Below are 20,853 nucleotides of genomic sequence, written 5' to 3'. Positions count from 1 at the left end.
AGTGTAAAAATATCGCAACAAATTAAAAAGCGGGTTGTTGTTGGAATAACCACTGAATGGCTTCAGAAAACTCGGTGCGCCACAATTGCTCATTATGTTCGCCATTAGGAACACGCTTAAATAACGCGTTTTGCCTTGGATGACCTTGCTGCCTTAACTGTCGCAACATTTTATCGGTATCGGCTATCATGCCATCGCCTTCTTTGTCACCATACATCACGTATAAACGCGCATCCAACGGGGCTTTTTTAAATCTACTGTAAGAAAAAACGTCTTGTGAATACCAATAGGACGGTGAAAAAATCCCAGCTTTACTGAACACCTGTGGATAGGCATGAATGGCATAGTGAGACATCAAGCCACCCATTGAGCTTCCCATGATAGCTGTATGCAAACGGTCTGCTTGGGTTCGAAAATTTGTATCGATATACGGTTTAACAACCTCAACAATAAACGCCATATATTGCTGACCTTGTGCCTCGCCAAATCGCTTATTTTCCCACGGGGATAATTCGTTCATACGAAAGTCGGCATCGTTATCTATGCCTACCACAATCACTTCAAAACCCTGCTTTTCTGCAAGCTGGTTGAGTGACTCGTCAACCTCCCATTCTCCAGAAGACGCAGTTTTATCGTCAAATAAGTTTTGTGCATCATGCATATAGATGACTGGATAACTTTTATCTGATTGATGGTAACTAGGCGGTAAATACAGGCGAACTGTGCGTTGTCTGTCCAACTCAGGCATCAAAAATTGATAGGGCAAGACTTGCACGTTAGCCGTTGCAGTGGTTTGCTTTTCTGGCTCACTACAAGCAGAGACTATTAATACACAGATTAATAGAACTTTTGGAAACACTAATTTTAATTTCATAATTGGATCACGACAGATTGCATAGGTGCTAAACGCAATTCTAACAGGCCTAAGCTATCTTCTATACTCAGGAAGTGTTGATCTCCAGTTAATAAATCTACACCTTGGTAACTATTTTGACTGAGTTTTAACTTATTTAGTTGTTGGGCGTTTAAGGTCACAGCGAGGTCAACGCTTTGATGTTGTCCGAAATGGCTAATCACTAACAATCGCTGTTGCTCGGTGTAACGAATAAAAGCAATCACTTTATCTGTAGCGACAAGAACGTGTGTTTGTTGAGTATCGCTTTTGGTAACGTAGTCAGCGTTAACCACAGCGGGCATATAATCACCTAACATCGCAGGGTGAAACGCTGATATTTTCATTAGGTTTGCGTAAAAATTCCGCAACGCCTTTTCTGAAACACTTAACATACCACCATCGAACTTACCGTTATTCATCCAACGCTGGTGAGCTGGCACACCACCATAATCAAAAATGCTGGTACGTGAGGGGTCGCCAAAACCTAAATCTTCGCTACCGTCTTCACCTACCTCTTGTCCGAAATACAACAAAGTGGGTGAACGACTGATTAATGCTGAGACCACCAAAGCAGGCATGCCCATTTGTGCGCCCCCTACAAGACCTGCAAATTCGTCGCTGGCGATACGCTGTTCATCATGGTTTTCTAGAAAGTGCAGCATATGCTGTTCGATATCCTGATGCCCTGCTTGGATTTGATGCAACACACCAGCCTGTTCCTTGCCTTGCATAATGGCCTTAAGGCTATCGTAAAACTCGACTTTGTCGTACAAATAGTCCATTTTCCCAAACTGTATATATTGTCGATATAAATCTGGGTTGTATACCTCGGCTAATAAAAACGTATGAGGATTTTTCATTTTTAGCGATGAATTTAAATAACTCCAAAATTCAACCGGCACCATCTCTGCCATATCGTATCGAAATCCATCGACCCCCTTGTCTAGCCAGTAGTGGGTAATATCGCGAAACTTACGCCATGAATCGGGAACCTCTTTGTCTTGCCAAAATTGTGCATGTTGCTCAAATCCAAGTTGCATATAATGTTTTGGTAACCGCGGGAAGTCGTAACTACCATCAGGTTTTACACCATAGTTAACTTTGACGGTTTCATACCAATCATGGAAATGTGGTTGCGATTTACGCGAACCGTTACCGGTCCATTTAGCCGGTGACTCAGTAAATTTTCCATCTTTTAACGGGTGAGCCTGTCCCCCTAGTGGGCTATATGAGTCAAGAAAAACCGGCACTTGAAAATCTTCGCCCACTACATAATAAAAGTTATTGTCTTTGGCATATTCGACACTGGTATCGTCAAACTCGCCAAAATCACTTACCCCATCTGGTTTAGCTAAAGATTGATAGTTACGGGCCACATGATTGGGCACTATATCAATAATAACTTGCATACCGTTTTTGTGGGTTCTGGAAATTAATGCTTCAAATTCTTGAAGGCGATTCGCGGGATCGTCAGCCAAATCTGGATTAACGCTATAATAATCTTTCACCGCATAAGGCGAGCCTGCTCGGCCTTTCACCACATCCGGATCATCATTGGAAATACCATAAGCGGTATAATCAGTGATCACATCGTGATGCGGCACACCTGTATACCAAATGTGTGTCACTCCAAGCTGTTTAATGCCTTGCAAAGCAGAGTCTGTAAAGTCGCTAAACTTGCCAACACCGTTTTCTTCCTTAGTGCCCCAGGGGTGATTATTACTATTGGTATTTCCAAAAAGCCGTGTAAACACTTGGTATACAACAGGTTTACCTTGTGGCTCGGTGGGTAATAATTGCTCTATGTTATTGCTCGCTTGTAGCTTAGATGTGGGAAGTGTGTCTTTAGGTGTAGGTGAACACCCAGTGGCAGCGGCAAAAATAACAATAGACAAAATAGAGTGATTCCACTTAGCTAATTTTGTTTCAATCATATACAAGGTTCCGTCAACAAGGCAGCCTAAATCATACCTTTCGATGTGACTTTCTAACAGTCTGCTACATACGTATTCAGAGCCTACAGCAGGACTTCTATTTCTAAATTCAGATCCTTTTACAAAGCTTATGCTGTTATCATTGAGGATTAATCACTAGAATCAACTTGCGACCAAAAATCAAATGAAAATATTAATTAGAAACTTAGACAGAGAGACCACTGAACAAGAATTACAAGCGGCGTTCGAGGCCCACGGAAAAGTGCAATCTTGTGATATAGTGAAAGAAAAAACCAATGGCTTATCTAAAGGTTTTGGTTTTGTTGAAATGCCTAAACCTGGCGATGCTAAAATAGCGGTAAAATCCCTTAACGACACTATGCTTGGTGCCAATAAAATAAGGGTGAAATATGCCGAAAATAAAGCTGAATCTCAAGCAAAACCCAAAATCGATTAGTATTATTGCCATCCTCTTTGCATTGATAAATAAAAGAAAAGTAGTAAATCGGGGCGGCACAGATCATTATTACGGGTCAAAAAAAGAATCAACTTTTTATCGTTAGTGTCTAGATTCACAAGTACATGGATAATTCAGGCTATTGATCAGCTTGCGCAACGTGCGGTAGTTCACACTGATGGCGGTTATTGAGAAACGCTAAAGCGTCATGTTTGGAAAGAGGTCTACTAAAATAGTATCCTTGCACATATTTGCAATTAAGGCTTTGTAGAATCTTTAATTGCGCCACATTTTCAACTCCCTCCGCAATCACCTCAAGTTTTAAGCTATCGGCAATGGCAATAATGGCTTGAGTAATTGCTAAGCCTTTTTTATCAGTTGTAAGCTGATTGATAAAACTCTTGTCAATTTTAAGTACATCAAGTGGGAAACGGTTTAAATAACTCAAAGAAGAGTATCCGGTACCGAAATCATCAATTGACAGTTTTACTCCTAAATCTTTAAGTTTATTCAGCATGCCAATGATTTTTTCTGGATCATCCACTATTAAACTTTCTGTAAGTTCTAGTTCAATATATTTTGCATCGAGACCAAGCGCTTCTAATATATTGGTTACATCAAATGCCACATCTGATAGTAAAAATTGTTTTGTCGATACGTTGACCGCAATGCTTATGTCATCGAATCCTAGTTCATGCCAAACCTTCAATTGTTTGCATGCTTTGTATAATGCCTGTTGCCCAAGCTGCACAATTAATCCAGCATCTTCAGCAATGGGTATAAACTCATCTGGTGTAATGGTTCCCAATTTAGGATGAAACCATCTGGACAAGCCTTCAAAACTCACAATTTTACCGGATTCAATATCAATTTGAGGCTGAAAATAGAGACTAAGTGCGTCATTTTGTAATGCCGACCTAAGTTCATTTTCCAGTAAATTTCTACGGTTAACATGATCACTCATACTGGCATCGTAGAAATGATAGTGATTAGTGCCAAGTGTTTTCGAGAAATACATAGCCGTATCAGCAAAATGTATTAAATCATCGGCCTGAATGGTATCGCTAGGAAAAACGCTAATACCTATACTGATCCCAACTCCTGTATCTTTATCATCCACCAAAATTCCGGATACAAACTTTGCCACTAAGTTATCGACTATTCTTTGAACTTGTTTTTTTTCTGGAATTCTCTCTAGAATAATGGCAAATTCATCTCCTCCCAATCTAGCGGCATAATCATTTTTCCTCGCCACTTTTGAAAGAATGCCAGCCACTTTCCTGAGTAGTTTATCCCCTGATTCATGACCTAACGTATCGTTAACCTGTTTAAATCTATCTAGGTCAACAAATAACAAAATAATATTATCGTCGGTTCGAACAGCATTATTAATGGCTTTTTCTAAGGTTTTTCTAAAATACCCTCTATTTGGTAAACCTGTCAGAATGTCGTGATTGGCCAGTTCCCATAAGTCTTCGTCTGATTTTTTCTTTTCGGTAATATCGGAAAAAGCACACACATAGTGACTAGGACATTGCTCTGAATCTAAAATCACATTAATACTAATATCTTGTACAAAACGAGAACCATCAGATTTGATTCCTATTAAGTCACTTTGCCACTTGCCATATACTTCAATTTGATGAGTAAAATCACAGATGTTGAAGGTCGTTTGTTCGGAGTTAAGAATAAAATCGGGGATCCGCCCAGCAACATCATTGAAAGAAAAACCTGTTATCTTACTAAATGCCCCATTCGCGGCTAACACAATCAATTTTTTGTCTAAAATAAGTATCGCACTGCTACTGCTATCAAACGCCTTGGCGTAAAGCCGTATTTGTTCCTCTGACGCAACATTTTCAGTAATATTTCTAAAGGTACCAAGAACAGTTTGATTTGCACTGTCACCTTCATTACCACTCACTAACTTACCTCGAAGTAGTAACCAAGAATAACTGCGTTGTTTGGCCACCCTGAATTCCACTTCAAATAACTCATCTGGTTGGTTTGCAAAATCGTTAAAGTATTTTTCAACTCTTGCTCTGTCCTCGAGATGTATAGCACGGCTAAATACTGTGAAATCTGTGGTTATTTCATTATTCTGCAACCCTAGAATACGGCAACTCATATTATCCAAATAGATAGAACTGTCGGTTAGCCTGTATTCCCATAGCCCCTCACCACTGCCCCATAATGCCATTCCAAGCCGTTCTTCACTGTTTCTGAGTGCAAATTCTCTGCTTTGAATTTGGTCCAACATTTGATTGAGGCCTTGGGCAAATACCCCTATCTCATCCTTGCTATTGGTATGGTAATGTTCCACCTTCTTTACATTTTGCAGAGCACGTTCATTGATAAAATCAATGATGTTTTGTAGCGGTTTAGCAATTAGTAACCTTATGGTAACGAACTGCGACACGCCAACCACTATTAACAACGATAACGCTAGCAAGATTATGTTATTTTGCATTTCATCAACCAATAAAAATGCATCTGTTTTCTTAATGCGGGTTGATAAAGTCAAGCCTGTTCTTTCATCGACAAATTCTTTGGTTAACCATAGTTCACTTTCATGTCCAGAAAGATCACTATCTCCGGCTAACACTTTTCCGTTATACAACACAGAGAAATTAATAGTAGATGCTTTTAGACTCTTGATAAGTTCAGACAAGGGTTGATTGATTTTTGTTGAAATTCGAATCTCAACTTTAGATGCTTCACCGTCAATGAACGCGTTGCCAGCCAAAAATCGGTAATCTAATTTGAGCAGAACTTCATTGGTAATCTGATTGTTAACGGTAGATGGAACAACTTCATAATGCACAAGGTATTGCATATCAGCAAAGTCTTCGACAAAACCATTTGCCAATAATAGGTGATTCGACTCAACCACTCGCCCGTCTTTCAGTCTAATAATAGAGCCGTTTTCAGTGATAATTTCTACATTGCGATAACGAGGTTTAGAATCGGTCAACGAACTTAAAAATTGTTCTAAGTCAACCAATTCACTGTTTGAGCCTTGTTGGTCATCTATTTGTTCATAATCGAGATAATTAGTCAGCGAATTATGAGAACGAATGATGTGAGCATCTTCGATCGTTTGTTGAAGAATATTATCAAATACCGTTTTACTGCGTATTAATGAATTGTCCAATTCCCGCATAATAAGAGGGTTTACCAATTTCTGAAAATTCGAGACATTGATATAGGATTGTAAAATGAACAAAACTGTCATAGCAATGCCAACCACAACTATCACTTTTAATGCGATGGATTGACTAACGGCGCTAAACATAGCTTTCTTTCCTCGTTAAACCAAACAACTGAATCAATCTATTATCATCACAATTTTTAGACCGCTCAGATCGTTTATTTCAGACTCAGATACATAACCTATGGCCGATTCTTTTAAACTGACAAACCTAGCCACTAGGCGTTGCGGTTTCATCTTTACTTCATTTTTGAGAGTATTGTTCACAAATCGGTTGGACCAATCCCTTTGGGTAGATATCGCTGACTTATTCAGTATAGTTTGCGCGAACTTTTCTCTAGCATTTGACTTAACGGGTAATTCAAAAACTAAAATTTCTTGCCCATTTTTCCAAAAGCTCACTTTATCTGAATAAATTTGTTTGATTACTTCAGCGTTTATCTCCTGTAAATTTTTTTCATTCACTACTACGTAAATTCGCTCACAAAGAGCATCTGTGCTGATAAATAATAAAACGATAAGTAAGGAGGCGCGTAAATAATTCATCAAAATTTACCTCCCTAAATATGTTGAAATAGAAAAAATATAAAAACCAAAATCATCTGTCAGGGGGTCATCAAACTGATTGGCATGGTATTCAGTTTTCAGGGTAATGCTTTCGTTTACCTGGTAATTCAAAAACAGTGAATGGCGTTTTACATTTTCTAGGTTAAGTGTAGTTGGGTCATAGACATCATAGCGATAACCTAAAGCCCAATGGTCGAGGTTATAAACAAACTGAGCATAAAAACCTTCTCGTTTAAAATCGATAGTTTTATCAGCAAATTCCAAATTTGCTTTTGCATATTCAATTTGTCCAGTAAACCCCTGATAACGTGCTTTAAGATGAAAACCAAAAGCGCTCTTATCGGCGTTACCATTGGCTGTGTCTTCGTTATCGTTGTATAGGGTAAACCCAGCACTTAAGTCATCCCACCAAGGAAAGTGAAAGTTCCCTCTAAAGCCTGTCGCTTTATTACTATTGAGATCCTTTTTTCCTGCAATAGACGATTCACCGTTGCCCAAAAACATATTGTAATCAAAGCTAATCTCATCACTTAAATAGGTTGAACCAAAGCCAGATATACCATCAACTAATTGCGGGTATATCTTAAAAATATGCATAGGTCTTTCTTGAGTGGAGACGAAGGGAGGGTAATGGTCTTCAGACCAAATACCTGCTGGTGTAAAGAAACGTCCAACTCGCACATTTGAGTATTGATTGTAGTTCCAATCAAAATTCATAGCCTCTACAAAAATGGTACCCGAAGCTTCTTCTAGTTCGCCAGAACCATCGTTTAAACCGTCAAACTTAGGGGCATCTTCGTACTCTATCTCTGAAAAAAACTTAATATCGTTTTCAAACTGCCGCGTAAAAAACAACGACAAATGGTGCATTCTAAACTCTTCTTTCCCCCCCTCTCTACTTGAACCTTTATATTCAACATCTGCGTAACCGGCCAACTTCATACTGTTATTAAGGTCCCGTGAAGCTTCGTCAATTAAAAATTGCTGCTCTTCAACTTGCCACTCCAATTCTTGCAGTTTCTCGGGTAATACGTCGGCAGGATCCACTGTAGGATCTATTTGATGACTTTGTTTTGCTTCTGAGACTTCAGAGGAAGGTTTTAACTGTTGTAATAATTGTTGAACTAGTGTTTCTAGCTCTTGGACTCGCTTTTCTAATCGTTCAACCGAGCTCGCATTGACACTTTGCCCATAGATTAAAAATAACAAAAGTACCCATAATCTAAGGCGCTTAGCAATCCCACTTTTATAGTTCATACAGTCTCTATATTGGGTGTTTAAGCTTTTCAGCATATATGATAACCGTTTGAATTGTGGTTTATTGGTCTGAAACTAGACTAAAGTATGACACCTAAGTTAAGTTTTTTTCCCGTTTTGTATGCACTGACAAGCAGAAGTTTGATCCCAATCAATAAACAAAGCTGCAGGTTATCCAATTAAGTTAATTTTCAATTATGTTTATGCTTGAGCTAATTAAAAGGTAAGGCATCCACATGAAAGCGTTTATTTTTATTTTTTCAGTATCTGTATTGGTTACTTTAGCTGCCTGTAGTTATGGCCCCGAATCACCCAAGGGGTTTAGTTTGCCTGAAGGCGACTTAGTTAAAGGCGAAAAAGTTTTTATAAAGTATCAGTGTTTAGCTTGTCATGCGCTCAAGGGTTATGACGACGCCTCCTTAATTAAAGAATTTGATACTCCCGTACCACTAGGTGGTACCTCTGCAGTTGTCACTACCTACGCGCAATTAGTCACTTCTGTAATCAACCCCTCTCATAAATTAGCGCCTAGAAGTCACGCAATTGAAGAAAAAGTCAGTAAACAGGACGGAAGCTCAAAAATGCGAGTATTCAACGACGTCATGACGGTTCAAGAACTGATTGATTTGGTTGCTTTTTTACAACCCAAATATGATGTGAAACCAATAACGTATACACATTATGGTCAATATAGAGTGATGTAGGTGTTTAGCAGTATCAACACAGTGAACTTTATGGTGTTTGCAATTTTATATCCCTCTCAACCGCCTTTTATGCAGATGGGGTATGAGAAATACATAGGAAGTTAATGATGAATACACCTAAACAAATATTAGTAGTGATAAGTGGTAGACATTCCGAGCATCCTGCTCTGGAAAGAGCGTTAAAATTCGCTGAATTTAGCAAGGTGCATATCCATTTATTTAACTCAATTTACGAACCTGTGATGGAATTAACCGATGTTTTATCTAGCGATCATCGCAAAGAGTTGAAAGACCAATACATGGCTGACAGGTATTTATATATAAATACCTTGGCGGATACTTTGAAAAAAAAAGGCATCAGCTGCAGTGTTAACGTGGCTTGGCATAGAGAATTGCACCAAGCCATAGAGGAAGTAGTAGATGCACTGAGTCCCGATTTAGTCATCAAACGAATTACTGCTGACTCGTCACATATCAACCCTTTTGCGATGCCAATTGACCGACACCTTTTGCGTTATTGTAAAGCACCACTTTTATTAGTTAGGGGATCACATTGGTCTGAAAACCCTCTATTGGCAGCCATTGACCCAGCCACCGAAGACAACAAACATATCGAGCTCAATCACAATATTCTCGAGTATTCTAAAATGATTGCCCGTATAACCAATACCAAACTGCACAGTGTCAATACCTTCGAGACGCCAAGTATGCTGCCAACAATGGATGTAGGTTGGGCCAACATTGATTTTGAGAGCATGAGTGTTGAAGTGAGTAATCTGCATAAAAATAAAATGGAATCGTTACTTAAAAAACACGATTTATTTATCAATCCCTATTATGTAATTGAAGGCCGAGCAGACATTGTCATCCCCAAAAAAGCCAAAGAAATCAACGCGCAATTGCTCATTTTAGGAACAGTCGGTCGAACTGGATTGTTAGGCGCTTTTATAGGTAATACAGCTGAACATATCCTCGCAAATATGAGCTGCGACATCCTTACTTTAAAACCCACCTCGTAAGAGACAAGGATTAAAAAGATGCAAACCATTAAAAAGATACTCGTTGTTATTGACCCAGATAAACCCGAGCAACCAGCCCTTACTAAAGCATTGTTATTTGCTAAACAACAACCCATAACTTTAAAGTTACTAAGTTGCCTTTACTATCCCTCTGTAATGGCGAGTAATTTTTTAAGCACTAAACAGCTAGAAAAAACTCAATCCGAAATCATACAAACCAACCAAACTAGACTAAACAACTTGATTGACCAAAATACTCAGAAAAATGTCACCTTTGAAACTGAAGTGATGTGGCACTGGCCGGTTTATCAAGGCATATTGAAAGTAGTCACAAGCTTTCTACCTGACTTAGTCATCAAGGCAACACATCCACATAAAACCATAGCTAGAAAGTTCTTTACCCCAACAGATTGGTATTTACTAAAGGCCTGTCCAGCCCCGGTATTACTCGTTAAAAATAGAGATTGGACAGAAAATACCACTATTGTTGCAGCCATCGATCCTGAACATAACCTAAGTGCCAAGAGTGAATTGGACAGAAACATTCTTAACACGGGCTATGTGGCATCGTCTGCTTTAACGATGCCGCTGCAGGCCATACATTGTTTTGACCCTAGTTATTGGGATATTCTTCTCGAAGCAGTGGACAAGAGCGGTATGTGGGCAGATGTTTTCTCCTTTGATCAAGAGCAAAACGAGTCCATGGTACTTGAAAAGTTACGCTATCAACATAACCTCAAATTTGCGAAAGAATGCAGCGAATTTGTGCCCAACAGTGAAAATCAACATATTATTTCAGGGGATATTGAAGAAGTGCTACCAAAAACATTGGGGCAACTTAGAGCAGGTATTCTAGTATTAGGTACCACTTATCGCACTGGTTTGCTGGGTAGTACAGCCCAAAAACTCATCGAAACCGTTGACTGCGATTTATTAGCCGTCAAACCCACTGGATTCGAGGCGCCGTTTCACTAACAATATTTAAGGTATATTAGCGGTCTTGGGCAAGCCGGAACCCAAGATCGTTATTTCGAACCGTTGTTTTATTTCGGAAACGATAGGCAGAACGCAGTGCGTCAGGCCTCGAGAGCCAAGAGCCTCCGCGCAACACCCTTTGAGAACAATCCCCCTCATTCCAAGCCTCTCCATTGCTAGGAGCAGATCCATAATTGTCATTCCAACAATCCTGAGTCCATTCCCATACATTGCCGTGTAAATCATACACTCCAAAACTATTACCTAAAAAGGACTTAACGCGATCGGTATTTTGGCGCTTTTTACACTCCCCCGAAAGATAGCCGTATCGTGCTTGCGAGCAATTAATAGTGTAACCCCAACTATATCTCGAGCTTCTGCCTGCTCTTGTTACATATTCCCACTCAGCTTCAGTGGGCAAACGGTAGACGGCCCCTGTTGTTTTATTCAACCAAGGAATAAAATCTTCAGTGATGTCTTTATAGCTTACATTGATTACCGGACGATTGCCTCTACCCCAACCTTCATCATGGGGCTTATATCCACAACCTCCCGCTTCCACACAAGCATCCCATTGCGTGAATGTGACTTCACTTTGCCCCACACTGAAATTTTTGATATTCACCGTGTGAACAGGCTGTTCATTACTTTCACCATTATTTGAACCCATTTCAAAGCTACCACCTGCAATGGCAACCATTTTGGGTAAGGGAATTGTCAACACCACTTTTGGGGGAGGCGCTGCAACTGCAGGCGTTAATGATAAAGTGAAATTGTTATCACCGTTATTGATGTCAATATTCTTAACTTTATCCTCATAACCATCTGCCATCAATTTGATACGGTAAGAGCCAGTTTGCAGCTGCATTCCGGGGCTATAACTGGGTTCAATATCTAATAAAACTATCCGCGCATGACTAGGACTCGGAGTTATCCAAAGTTTGCCTAATGCTGCAGGCTGAGTTGTTTTACCTTTTAGAGCATCTAAGGTTATCGCGACATTATTGTTAGCGCTTAAGATATTAACAAACTCGATTTTATCTTGATAACCGGCGGCATTAACTTTAATACCGTAACGCCCCAATTTAAGTGACATACCCGCACTATATTTTGCATCAACATCCAATATTTCTATTTGCGCGTTAGCCGGGTACGTTGTAATCCAGATTTGGCCAGTTGCTTCGATAATTTTTGGAACGGGAGACTCACTTGACGGCTCGTCGACTTTCACTTCTGGTAATGTGTCTATCTGGTTATTTTCTTGTTGTAAATAATGATAGCCATAGAACCCCACTCCGATCACGACTAAGGTTATACCCAAAATCACAATATACTTGAATGCCCCACCTGCAGTGGCAGGTGAAGATGAAGATTGTCTATTAGTTTGCGGGGAGCCAGAACTAGTTTGAACAAAGCTAGAGTGGCTATCAACTGGCGCTTCCAACACGGTTTTGTCTGCTGAAGACAACAAAACCGTGTTATCGTCCCCTGCCATTGAGTCTGCATCAAAACGATTATCCCAGCTAGCAAGCCACGATTTTAGATTTTGAGGGCGCTGACTAGCCGCCAGTTGCAAACCCCAGTCTATGGCTTGCAAAAAGCCGGAAGCGTGTGGACCTTGGCAAAGTGGTTGATAATCATCTTCAACCATACGTTGCACGGAATCACTTGGCTTGTGCCCTTTTAAACAAGTAAAAGCAACAGCAGCTAAGGCGTAAATATCCGTCCACGGACCAAATTTAGTATTTTGACTATATTGCTCAGGAGGCGCAAAACCTGGCGTAACCATAGAAGTCACGGTACGAGTTTGCCCTTCTACCGATTGTCTAGCTGCACCAAAATCGATAAGAACTGGCGTGCCATTACTACGAAACATAATATTATCGGGCTTGATATCACGATGAAAAACATGATTACCATGTACTACCTGCAACCCTTTAGCTATGTCTTCAAGCAACGACCGAGTGACCTGTTCGCTAAAAGGTTTCCCCATTATTCGCTCTTTTAAACTGCCACCATCACAATACTCCATAACAATATATGCGGTGCCGTTTGCTTTAAAAAAACGGTGAATTTTAACAATATTGGGGGCGTCAAATTGGGCGATGGTTTTAGCTTCATCGATAAATGCATTTAATCCCCAATCAAAGCTTTCTTTTAAGGCTAAACTTTTTGGCGCGATTGTGACATCACTTTGGCGCATTGCAAAATCACTGGGTAAATATTCTTTTATCGCTACCCGCATGTCGAGGTGAGTATCGACGGCTAGGTAAGTGATACCAAATCCGCCTTCACCCAGTTTTTTTTCAATCCGGTATTCATATAACATGTACCCAGGTTGAAGGGCGTGCAGTTCCATTAAAAAATTCCCATTAAAACCAAAACACTTTAGATTCGTATTGAGCCCTATGCCCATTGCATCTGTTGTAAAAAACTATATCAGCCCTTCAAAATATGCAATTTAGACATTAAAAAATAGTAAGCACCCTTGATAAAAGGCTAGGTATCAAAGCGAATTTAAACATCCTTACTCACTAAAACACTCGACATCAATGACGCTATATTAAGCAGATACCGCGAACTAATGTAAAGAAATTTATATCAAACAAGGCTTAACAACGGAGGAAATGGCGATTCAACTCTAAGTACATTTTTTTTGAATGTTGCAACTAACTTGGTTAAAGAGAGACCGCTACTACAGTTACTAGTACCAAACACACAAAAGTCAAAAAAATAGTTAATGACTTAGGCGTTAATAAATTTGAAATCGCGAATTTTTTTGAAGCACAAACATGGCGATATACAATCACGGTCGCGTTGTCTTGGTGAGCTTTGTTGATTGTTTCTACAGACTCAAGTAACTGTGAAACACATTTTTTGGGTTCGCTATTATCCTTGACTTGCTGAATAATTTGTTGCGCAGATAGGGTTTCCAAACCGTCACTTGCCAAGAGTAAACAATCCCCGTTGCGCATCTCAAAAGGTGACTCACGTAAATCAATATGTTGGATTTCTTCTCCACTGACTGATGATAGTAAAACATGACGTTTGGGATCATTGGCGGCTTGTTGCGCGGTAATTTGCCCAAGCTTCACAAACTTTTTAAGGACCTCAGCCAAAGAGTGGTCTGCGTTTAATCGTTGTAGTTGATTATCACGGACAAGCCATAACGGAGAATCTCCTACACTCACCCAATGAATAGCATTACGGCCCAAATGCACTGCGACAAGGGTTGTGCCCATTCCATTAAGCTCGTTAGACTGCAAAACTTTGAGTTTTATAGCCTCATTTGCAAAAGTTAAGCCCGCCTCTAGACGCTTGGGTATCGGCAGATTAACTTGGTGACAAAACCCTTTTGTAAATTCCTCAACAGCTAAATCGCTTGCCTGTTTACCCGCAACATGGCCACCCATTCCATCACATAGCAAGAATAACGTTTCATCCCCAAAGGCCTTTATTTCAAAAGTGTCCTCCTGATAGTTTCGTTTACCTTGGATTTGGTCGCCATAACATGCGGCATCTTGATACATATGAAGTCCTTACAAATGGGCGGGAAATACACAACTTGAATATAAAATTTACGGTGACGGTTTGCCTTTGTAACAACTGATAAAGAGTTTTACAACTGGGCGACACGCTCAACAACCTGTATTTTAACTCGTTATATAGTTAGAAATTAACGCTTCAATTTAACGAAACGTAATTCATTAGCAATGTTAAAAACCCTGAATAGAAATACCGACTGGGTTTTATTAAATTATGTACATTGCAACATGAGGTTATTTTAGCAATACTACATTTGAAATTTATAGTGCATTTTAAAGGGAAGTATTAAAAATGATGTTACGCTTATTGAGTGTTTTACTGGTCAGCATTTATTTTTCTTTGGCCTGGGCAAAATCTGTAGAAGTAACAGGATATGGTTCTATTGAAAACAACAATATTGCAGATGCAAGGAATGCGGCAATAGAGGATGCAAAACGAGTAGCGATAGAACAATTATTCGGTACCTATATCAGTGCCAGAACTGAAACCAATAATTTTAAAATTGCTTCTGAAAAAATCTATTCTAGCGCAAAAGGCAAGTTAGATTCGTATATTATTATTGATGAAAGCAAATATGATGATAATACATTTAAGGTCAATATTGCCGCGACTATTGATCAAAAAGCCGTTCGCTCTCACGTTGATACTCAATTAAAACGATACAACTGGCTGAAAAAACCCCGCATTATATTCAGCGCCTCACACGTCACAGGCAGAGATCGTTCTAACCTTCAAAATGCTTTTGATACCGCACTAAAAAAAGAATTACTGCGTTCTGGCTTTACATTGCTTAGTAGCGATGTTGAAACGCCTATTTACGCAAGTTTTATACTCACATCAAATCTTGAGAGCAGCGTGATTAGTGACGAATACCAAGGTATACAAATAAAAAACAACCAATTGTTAGCCAATGTGGAGTTGGTGCGCAATCAAACCGCTATAGTCGTTTCAACCTCTGTAGAATCGGCCCAAAAAGCCGGTGCATACAGCATCAATGCCATGAAAGGGTTAGCCACAAAACTGGCACAACGTATTGCTAAACGCATTAGCATTGACACTAATGATGCGTGGTCCGGTAACCATCAACAACCAGTCATTGTAGGCATTTCAGGTAATAAAACCCAAAGCGATAACATCATAGCTTACATGGCTAATTGGTTGGTTGGCATTGAAGATTCATCAGTTGAGTTACAGGATCAACAACAAACTAAGTTAGTGATTGAATATCAGGGCTGGCCAGAGCAGCTTTTTGAACAATTAACCATTATGTCAAAGCAGAACACAGTGCCTTTTTCAATTGAAAAAATTCACGGCGACAGCATAATTTTGTCTGCAAAATAAACCATATTATAATAAGAGGATTTATCATGAGAAAAGCATTACTCGCATCGGCGGTGGTGATTGGTCTGTCAGGTTGTGGCTCGACAACTTCAAATGGTACACAGGAGTTCAATACTGCGAATCAACTGGCCGGCACACAACAGTATGGCGAAGCGATTTCATATCTTAAACAAGCCATTGCTAAGAATCCTAAAAACAAAACATTTACCGCTAAACTTGCGGAGTTGCGGGCTGAATATTTACAAAGTGCACAAACTAAAATTAGTCAATTGTTACAAGGAAATTCTTCCGAAAATAACATTGCGCAAGCTCAGAAAATTTTAGCCAATTTGGAAAAAAGCGACATTGCATCCACTCAACTCAAAGCGGTAAAACAACAGGTTAATGCTAAAAGTGACGCCTTGAATATCCGTATGGCATCTTTATACGCTGATGCTAAAGATCAAATGCAACAGAACAACTGGGGTAAATCCCATGCGCTTCTATCTGAGCTCAGTCAATTATCCAATGACTATGAAGACGTTAAAACTCGATTAAAGACTGTTGAATCCCAAGCGAGCGACAGCTATTTAAAGCAAGCAAATGAAGCGATGTCCCAAGAAAATTTTGGTGCTGCTAAGACTTACTTACTGAATTTACTGAAAATATCCCCTAATCACGTAGTCGCTAATAACCTACTCAAAACCGTGCAACAAAATGATAACGCCCAATACTTTATCAATAAGGCGCAAACTGCTTATAAAAGCCAGCAATGGGGTACGGTCATTTCAAAGTGTGAACGTCTTAGTGAATACCATCAACAAACCCAAAACTGCCAAGAGATGCTAGTTGAGGCAAAGACCAAAGAATCTGAGTTACTTTCTTCACAACTCGTCGATACTATAAGTGAAGGTCGTTTTATTGAGGCGGTAAATATCTACAAAAAGTTACAGTCTCATAACGTCACAAAAGATAATAGACTGGATCAACTTCGAGACAGTTTATCGCAACAAGCCTTTTTCAGTGCGGGTACCTATAAACAACAAGGTAACTTTGCAGTCGCATGGCATCTGCTAAAAGCAATAAGTTCAATAAATTCAAATTACCCTGAGTTATTTAATGAAATAAGACAGGTAGAAGACTCAATTTTCACTCGGGCTAAACGAAAAATTGCAATATTCGACTTTACTAGTCCAATGCAGAGCAGTGATTCGGGAGTCATTATCACTCAAAACCTCATTTCCCATATGTTCAATAATGCCAGCAAAGATATCAGTATTATGGAACGAGCAAATCTAAAAACCATTGTTGAAGAGATGAAACTAGGTCAGATGGGAGTCATTTCAGAAAGTTCAGCTAAAGAAATGGGACGAGTTCACGGAATTGATTTTGCTATTATGGGTTCGGTATTATTGTACAAAGTGGATGGAAAAACCGAATCAAGCACCAAAACCGTGCGCTACCAAGTAGGCGAAAAAATTGAAGACAACATCAATTACTTAAATTGGAAAGCCGTCAATCCAAACCCGACACCAGCTGAGTTAAAAGCCGCACCAAAAGCAAAAATCATGGTGCCAGAATACGGTGTTCGAGAATACAATGTTACCGATACTAAAAAGGTGGGTTTCTTACAGTTAACCTTCAGGGTGGTTGATGCACAAACTGGCGAAAACACCCTTGTCGATACCATAGAACGTAAGCTTGAAGAAAGTGACAGTGCGAACGCTGGAGTAAGTGATGCGGGTATTAAATTTGATCCGATGGAAATATCCACAGATACAGAAATTTTACAGTCGTTAACTGAAAAAATTGTGGCTCATATGGGCGCAGCGGTATTAAAACCTTTGGAAAACTTAGAAGTATCAATGTTTGAACAAGGCAAAGAAAACGAGCGTCGTATGCAATATGAAGCAGCGGTTGAGTCTTATACTTATTCGATGTTTAACGAAAAAGTGAAAGGAATCGCTTCATCTGCGACCTCAATTGAAGCGAATAATCGTATTGAAAATATACTAGCGCGTTTTAAATTTAGTACTAATTAGATCAAGTCGTCGTATTTAGCTAACGATTGAACATCGCTCGGCTGTTGATTAACAGATGACCGGAATGGGCGTACATTTTTAGTTAAATACGAAATGCGACTTAGACGATACGATCTGTATGGCTTATGTACAAAGTCTTAAAAACAATTGACAGCCCTTGGCTGCTGCAAACAGCTCGGGCGACATTAATTATGCATCTGAGATTGATACAACAACTCTAGGAATTCCAAATGAAACTAATGGTTGCCATTATATTAGGGTTAGTAGCATTTAATAGCGCTGCCAATCAAAATTCAAACGCCTCTAATTCACTGAATACTCCAGAGTTAACCAAAATCAAAAAACACTATGAAAACTGTGTTTTTGAAAAAGGTAAGCTAATTTTGAAAAACGCCAATTTTCGTGATGCCATGGACTTTGCACCTTTAGCTTGCAAGAAAGAGTTACTGCAAGCCAAAAAATATTTTTTAGATCGCTCCATCAAAATTGAAGTATTGGATCAGTTGGTTGATTCAATTGAAGAGGGTATCAAAATCGACCTCGCAAACGAGCTCATTGCAACTTTATAATAAGAAAAAACTCAAAAATCCTGAGCCCACGAACACTTGTATTGAGGGAAGATACAAAGTCCCTATTTATTCAATTAACCGCAGTGCAATCCATGGCGCCAAATTAAATACTAAGATAAATAGTTTAAAAAGCCCCATGCCACAATAGTTGATCAAATCGAACTGTTGCTCATTTAGATCGAACCATTTTCCATGCAGCAAGTGCAACCAATCGTGCCCTAACTTGAATATAAAAAACCATACAATTAACACCGAATAATTGATCAGCGTGCACCAAGCTAAAAAACTCAACAGTTGTGTAGTATCCATAGACTTCTCCAATTAAACCTATACCGTGATTTTAACTATCAGCAGAATAAGGTTTTTGATCCACGTCAGGTTCGATATGAACAACCACATCTTGAATATCAAACTTGTCAGCTAGTACACCTTCTATTTGATCCGCTATGTGATGCGATTCGACTGTACTAAGGTTGGCGCTGACGGTAACAGTTACGTCAGCTACTTGGCCTTTCCCTGTGTCTCTAGAGCGAACGTTTCCTACTGTGATAACCGCGGGTATACTATTTACTGCTTCTTTTAACTGTTCCGGAGGGTAACGACTTTGGTCAACTAAAATTGGCACAGCTCTTTGAAAAAGCTTAAACGCGAGATAGAAAATAATACTCGAAACAACCAAGGCAAAAATAGTATCTATCCAATAATACCCTCTGGCAGCTAGTTGCCATCCGATAATGACCACCACACTGGTTAACACATCACTAATGGTATGTGTGGCATCAGCGTTTAATATTTCTGAATCTAATCGTTTAGCCCAATACCCTTCCCAAATCGCTAAAGCTATATTAATAAGCAGTGAAATAATTAATATGGCTAAACCTAAAATACTTTGTTCGACAGGCTGTCCAAAACGTTCTACTGCACTGACTATTACTTCAAACGCCACTATAGTTAGTAGGGAGGCCAATGCAAATACAGCCAATTGTTCGAATTTTTGATGACCATAAGGATGGGAGCCATCGGCAGGAGATTCGGCAATTTTGATTGCAAGCCAAGCAAATAGATTATTGACCAGATCAGTCAGTGAATGCACTGCGTCTGCAACTACAGCTGCTGATCCTGTCATTAAACCCACGGTCATTTTGCAAATCGAAATAATCGCATTTAGCCCACCTTCGACGAGCAGAATTTTTCTAACATGCATATTTTGGTCTCACTAACGGCGTTTTTTGTTATCGAAGTTATTACCTGTAAACGGTATCATCTAGGGTATCACCGCGCCTTTATCATTAGTTGATCAAGGTCAAATTGATAATTTAGGTAAGCGGTATGATACCTATTCTATAACCTAATTAGAGGTCTAAGTGTGAAAATAGCGTTCTACAACAGCAAACAATATGATCAAGAATACTTTGAACGCGCCAATCAAACTGGAGCCCACCAGATTCGGTATATTTCGTCACACTTAAATTTAGAATCAACGTCGTTAATAACCGATGAAGAAGTAGTATGCGCGTTTATCAACGATAATTTAGATGCGGCAGTGTTACAAAGCTTAAAGGCAAAAGGGATTAAACTGATTGCACTGCGTAGCGCAGGATTTAACCACGTAGACATAGCCTGCTCTAAACAGCTTTCGCTCCCTGTAGTCCGGGTTCCTGCATACTCCCCTTACGCAGTAGCTGAGCATGCAGCAGCATTACTATTGTGTTTAAATCGAGGTATTCACCGCGCCCATAATCGTATAAGAGAAGGAGATTTTTCGCTGCGTAATTTAATGGGGTTTGACCTGCACGGTAAAACAGTAGGGGTAGTAGGGACCGGAAAAATTGGACAAGCCTTTGCCAATATCATGGGAGGTTTTGGCTGCAATGTGATGGCTTACGATTTGATTCAAAATGAACAATGTGTTGCGTCTGGCGTGAACTATGTCACTTTGGAGCATTTATTTAGTCATGCAGATGTGATTTCTTTGCATTGTCCACTTACTCCCGAAACCCATCATTTAATAAACCACAAAGCATTAGAAAAAATGCGAGATGGCGTCACTATTATCAATACCAGCAGAGGAAAATTAGTCGATACAAAAGCCATTATCAATGCCCTTAAAACCGGGAAAGTAGGCCTATTGGGGCTAGATGTCTATGAAGAAGAGGAAGCCTTATTTTTCGAAGACTTCTCAGCAAAAGGCATACAAGATGACGTGTTGGCTAGATTAACCACCTTCCCCAACGTGATTATTACCAGCCATCAAGGTTTTTTGACCCAAGAAGCAATGTTTAATATTGCACAAACCACACTATCTAATATCAGTTTATTTGAACAAGATGGCAGCATTCAAAATGGCGTGGTTTAAA

General features: G+C 39.5%; 17 protein-coding genes. 8 read left to right on the top strand and 9 right to left on the bottom strand.

Annotated elements, in window-relative coordinates; translation table 11 throughout:
* Positions 1–22: 22 nt before the first annotated feature.
* Both ABJK37_RS03405 and ABJK37_RS03400 read right to left on the bottom strand, forming a co-directional pair.
* Positions 23–874 carry an alpha/beta hydrolase-fold protein gene (locus ABJK37_RS03405; protein ID WP_348350127.1) on the bottom strand — a complete coding sequence of 284 codons (852 nt, stop codon included), beginning with the start codon at positions 872–874 and terminating at the stop codon, positions 23–25.
* Complete coding sequence (locus ABJK37_RS03400; RefSeq protein ID WP_348350125.1) at positions 871–2,829, bottom strand: alpha-amylase family protein; 1,959 nt, start codon at positions 2,827–2,829, stop codon at positions 871–873. The genes ABJK37_RS03405 and ABJK37_RS03400 overlap by 4 nt, the downstream gene beginning before the upstream one ends.
* A gap of 184 nt (positions 2,830–3,013) precedes the next feature.
* Here ABJK37_RS03400 and ABJK37_RS03395 point away from each other — a divergent pair, with 184 nt between their 5' ends.
* Positions 3,014–3,286, top strand: a complete 273-nt coding sequence (locus ABJK37_RS03395; protein ID WP_348350123.1) for an RNA-binding protein — start codon at positions 3,014–3,016, stop codon at positions 3,284–3,286.
* Between the two features lie 139 nt (positions 3,287–3,425).
* Here the strand turns inward: ABJK37_RS03395 and ABJK37_RS03390 are convergent, their stop codons facing one another.
* From ABJK37_RS03390 to ABJK37_RS03380, 3 genes are read right to left on the bottom strand one after another with little or no spacing between them, the layout of a single operon-like run.
* Entirely contained in the window at positions 3,426–6,581 is a 3,156-nt protein-coding gene (locus ABJK37_RS03390) for an EAL domain-containing protein (protein ID WP_348350121.1), read from the bottom strand.
* 33 nt (positions 6,582–6,614) lie between these two features.
* Positions 6,615–7,043 (bottom strand): hypothetical protein, encoded by a 429-nt coding sequence (locus ABJK37_RS03385; RefSeq protein WP_348350119.1) that lies wholly within the window; start codon positions 7,041–7,043, stop codon positions 6,615–6,617.
* A 6-nt stretch (positions 7,044–7,049) separates the two neighbouring features.
* A complete protein-coding gene (locus ABJK37_RS03380; RefSeq protein WP_348350117.1) occupies positions 7,050–8,321 on the bottom strand; it encodes a hypothetical protein in 1,272 nt (423 codons plus the stop codon).
* A gap of 236 nt (positions 8,322–8,557) precedes the next feature.
* Here ABJK37_RS03380 and ABJK37_RS03375 point away from each other — a divergent pair, with 236 nt between their 5' ends.
* The 3 genes from ABJK37_RS03375 (at position 8,558) to ABJK37_RS03365 (ending at position 11,019) form a co-directional block, all read left to right on the top strand.
* Entirely contained in the window at positions 8,558–9,025 is a 468-nt protein-coding gene (locus ABJK37_RS03375; protein WP_348350115.1) for a c-type cytochrome, read from the top strand.
* A gap of 107 nt (positions 9,026–9,132) precedes the next feature.
* Positions 9,133–10,044: a universal stress protein gene (locus tag ABJK37_RS03370; protein WP_348350113.1), complete on the top strand. Its 912-nt coding sequence runs from the start codon at positions 9,133–9,135 to the stop codon at positions 10,042–10,044.
* A gap of 18 nt (positions 10,045–10,062) precedes the next feature.
* A complete protein-coding gene (locus ABJK37_RS03365) occupies positions 10,063–11,019 on the top strand; it encodes a universal stress protein (protein WP_348350111.1) in 957 nt (318 codons plus the stop codon).
* Positions 11,020–11,035: 16 nt separating this feature from the next.
* On the opposite strand, the gene ABJK37_RS03360 is transcribed toward ABJK37_RS03365, so the two are convergent.
* Positions 11,036–13,378 carry a bifunctional serine/threonine-protein kinase/formylglycine-generating enzyme family protein gene (locus ABJK37_RS03360; protein WP_348350109.1) on the bottom strand — a complete coding sequence of 781 codons (2,343 nt, stop codon included), beginning with the start codon at positions 13,376–13,378 and terminating at the stop codon, positions 11,036–11,038.
* Between the two features lie 319 nt (positions 13,379–13,697).
* Complete coding sequence (locus ABJK37_RS03355; protein WP_348350107.1) at positions 13,698–14,549, bottom strand: protein phosphatase 2C domain-containing protein; 852 nt, start codon at positions 14,547–14,549, stop codon at positions 13,698–13,700.
* A 307-nt stretch (positions 14,550–14,856) separates the two neighbouring features.
* Between ABJK37_RS03355 and ABJK37_RS03350 the strand changes: the two genes are divergently transcribed.
* The 3 genes from ABJK37_RS03350 to ABJK37_RS03340 all read left to right on the top strand — a co-directional run bounded on the left by ABJK37_RS03350 (position 14,857) and on the right by ABJK37_RS03340 (position 18,496).
* Complete coding sequence (locus tag ABJK37_RS03350) at positions 14,857–15,906, top strand: hypothetical protein (RefSeq protein ID WP_215933469.1); 1,050 nt, start codon at positions 14,857–14,859, stop codon at positions 15,904–15,906.
* 26 nt (positions 15,907–15,932) lie between these two features.
* A complete protein-coding gene (locus ABJK37_RS03345) occupies positions 15,933–17,927 on the top strand; it encodes a CsgG/HfaB family protein (protein ID WP_348350104.1) in 1,995 nt (664 codons plus the stop codon).
* Positions 17,928–18,157: 230 nt separating this feature from the next.
* Positions 18,158–18,496 (top strand): hypothetical protein, encoded by a 339-nt coding sequence (locus ABJK37_RS03340; RefSeq protein WP_348350102.1) that lies wholly within the window; start codon positions 18,158–18,160, stop codon positions 18,494–18,496.
* Between the two features lie 66 nt (positions 18,497–18,562).
* Here ABJK37_RS03340 and ABJK37_RS03335 read toward each other — a convergent pair whose 3' ends face one another.
* Together ABJK37_RS03335 and ABJK37_RS03330 are read right to left on the bottom strand one after the other, a co-directional pair.
* On the bottom strand, positions 18,563–18,805 hold the full coding sequence (locus ABJK37_RS03335) for a DUF6868 family protein (protein ID WP_348350100.1): 243 nt from the start codon (positions 18,803–18,805) through the stop codon (positions 18,563–18,565).
* Positions 18,806–18,836: 31 nt separating this feature from the next.
* Positions 18,837–19,700 (bottom strand): cation diffusion facilitator family transporter, encoded by an 864-nt coding sequence (locus tag ABJK37_RS03330; RefSeq protein ID WP_348350098.1) that lies wholly within the window; start codon positions 19,698–19,700, stop codon positions 18,837–18,839.
* Positions 19,701–19,862: 162 nt separating this feature from the next.
* Here ABJK37_RS03330 and ABJK37_RS03325 point away from each other — a divergent pair, with 162 nt between their 5' ends.
* Positions 19,863–20,852, top strand: coding sequence for a 2-hydroxyacid dehydrogenase (locus ABJK37_RS03325; RefSeq protein ID WP_348350096.1), 990 nt, complete (start codon positions 19,863–19,865; stop codon positions 20,850–20,852).
* Position 20,853 lies beyond the last annotated feature (1 nt).

It is taken from the genome of Paraglaciecola sp., from assembly GCF_039964565.1.
In the GTDB taxonomy this organism is placed as follows: Bacteria; Pseudomonadota; Gammaproteobacteria; order Enterobacterales; family Alteromonadaceae; genus Paraglaciecola.
Note: the sequence above shows the minus strand (reverse complement) of the source record. Positions and strands in the feature narration are given on the sequence as shown.

Bases quoted from the DNA above. Each gene is read 5' to 3' on its own strand.
- ABJK37_RS03335 (WP_348350100.1), bottom strand. From the start codon at position 18,805: ATGGATACTACACAACTGTTGAGTTTTTTAGCTTGGTGCACGCTGATC.
- ABJK37_RS03350 (WP_215933469.1), top strand. From the start codon at position 14,857: ATGATGTTACGCTTATTGAGTGTTTTACTGGTCAGCATTTATTTTTCT.
- ABJK37_RS03355 (WP_348350107.1), bottom strand. From the start codon at position 14,549: ATGTATCAAGATGCCGCATGTTATGGCGACCAAATCCAAGGTAAACGA.
- ABJK37_RS03375 (WP_348350115.1), top strand. From the start codon at position 8,558: ATGAAAGCGTTTATTTTTATTTTTTCAGTATCTGTATTGGTTACTTTA.
- ABJK37_RS03380 (WP_348350117.1), bottom strand. From the start codon at position 8,321: ATGAACTATAAAAGTGGGATTGCTAAGCGCCTTAGATTATGGGTACTT.
- ABJK37_RS03345 (WP_348350104.1), top strand. From the start codon at position 15,933: ATGAGAAAAGCATTACTCGCATCGGCGGTGGTGATTGGTCTGTCAGGT.
- ABJK37_RS03405 (WP_348350127.1), bottom strand. From the start codon at position 874: ATGAAATTAAAATTAGTGTTTCCAAAAGTTCTATTAATCTGTGTATTA.
- ABJK37_RS03385 (WP_348350119.1), bottom strand. From the start codon at position 7,043: ATGAATTATTTACGCGCCTCCTTACTTATCGTTTTATTATTTATCAGC.
- ABJK37_RS03340 (WP_348350102.1), top strand. From the start codon at position 18,158: ATGAAACTAATGGTTGCCATTATATTAGGGTTAGTAGCATTTAATAGC.
- ABJK37_RS03370 (WP_348350113.1), top strand. From the start codon at position 9,133: ATGAATACACCTAAACAAATATTAGTAGTGATAAGTGGTAGACATTCC.
- ABJK37_RS03395 (WP_348350123.1), top strand. From the start codon at position 3,014: ATGAAAATATTAATTAGAAACTTAGACAGAGAGACCACTGAACAAGAA.
- ABJK37_RS03365 (WP_348350111.1), top strand. From the start codon at position 10,063: ATGCAAACCATTAAAAAGATACTCGTTGTTATTGACCCAGATAAACCC.
- ABJK37_RS03390 (WP_348350121.1), bottom strand. From the start codon at position 6,581: ATGTTTAGCGCCGTTAGTCAATCCATCGCATTAAAAGTGATAGTTGTG.
- ABJK37_RS03400 (WP_348350125.1), bottom strand. From the start codon at position 2,829: ATGATTGAAACAAAATTAGCTAAGTGGAATCACTCTATTTTGTCTATT.
- ABJK37_RS03330 (WP_348350098.1), bottom strand. From the start codon at position 19,700: ATGCATGTTAGAAAAATTCTGCTCGTCGAAGGTGGGCTAAATGCGATT.
- ABJK37_RS03360 (WP_348350109.1), bottom strand. From the start codon at position 13,378: ATGGAACTGCACGCCCTTCAACCTGGGTACATGTTATATGAATACCGG.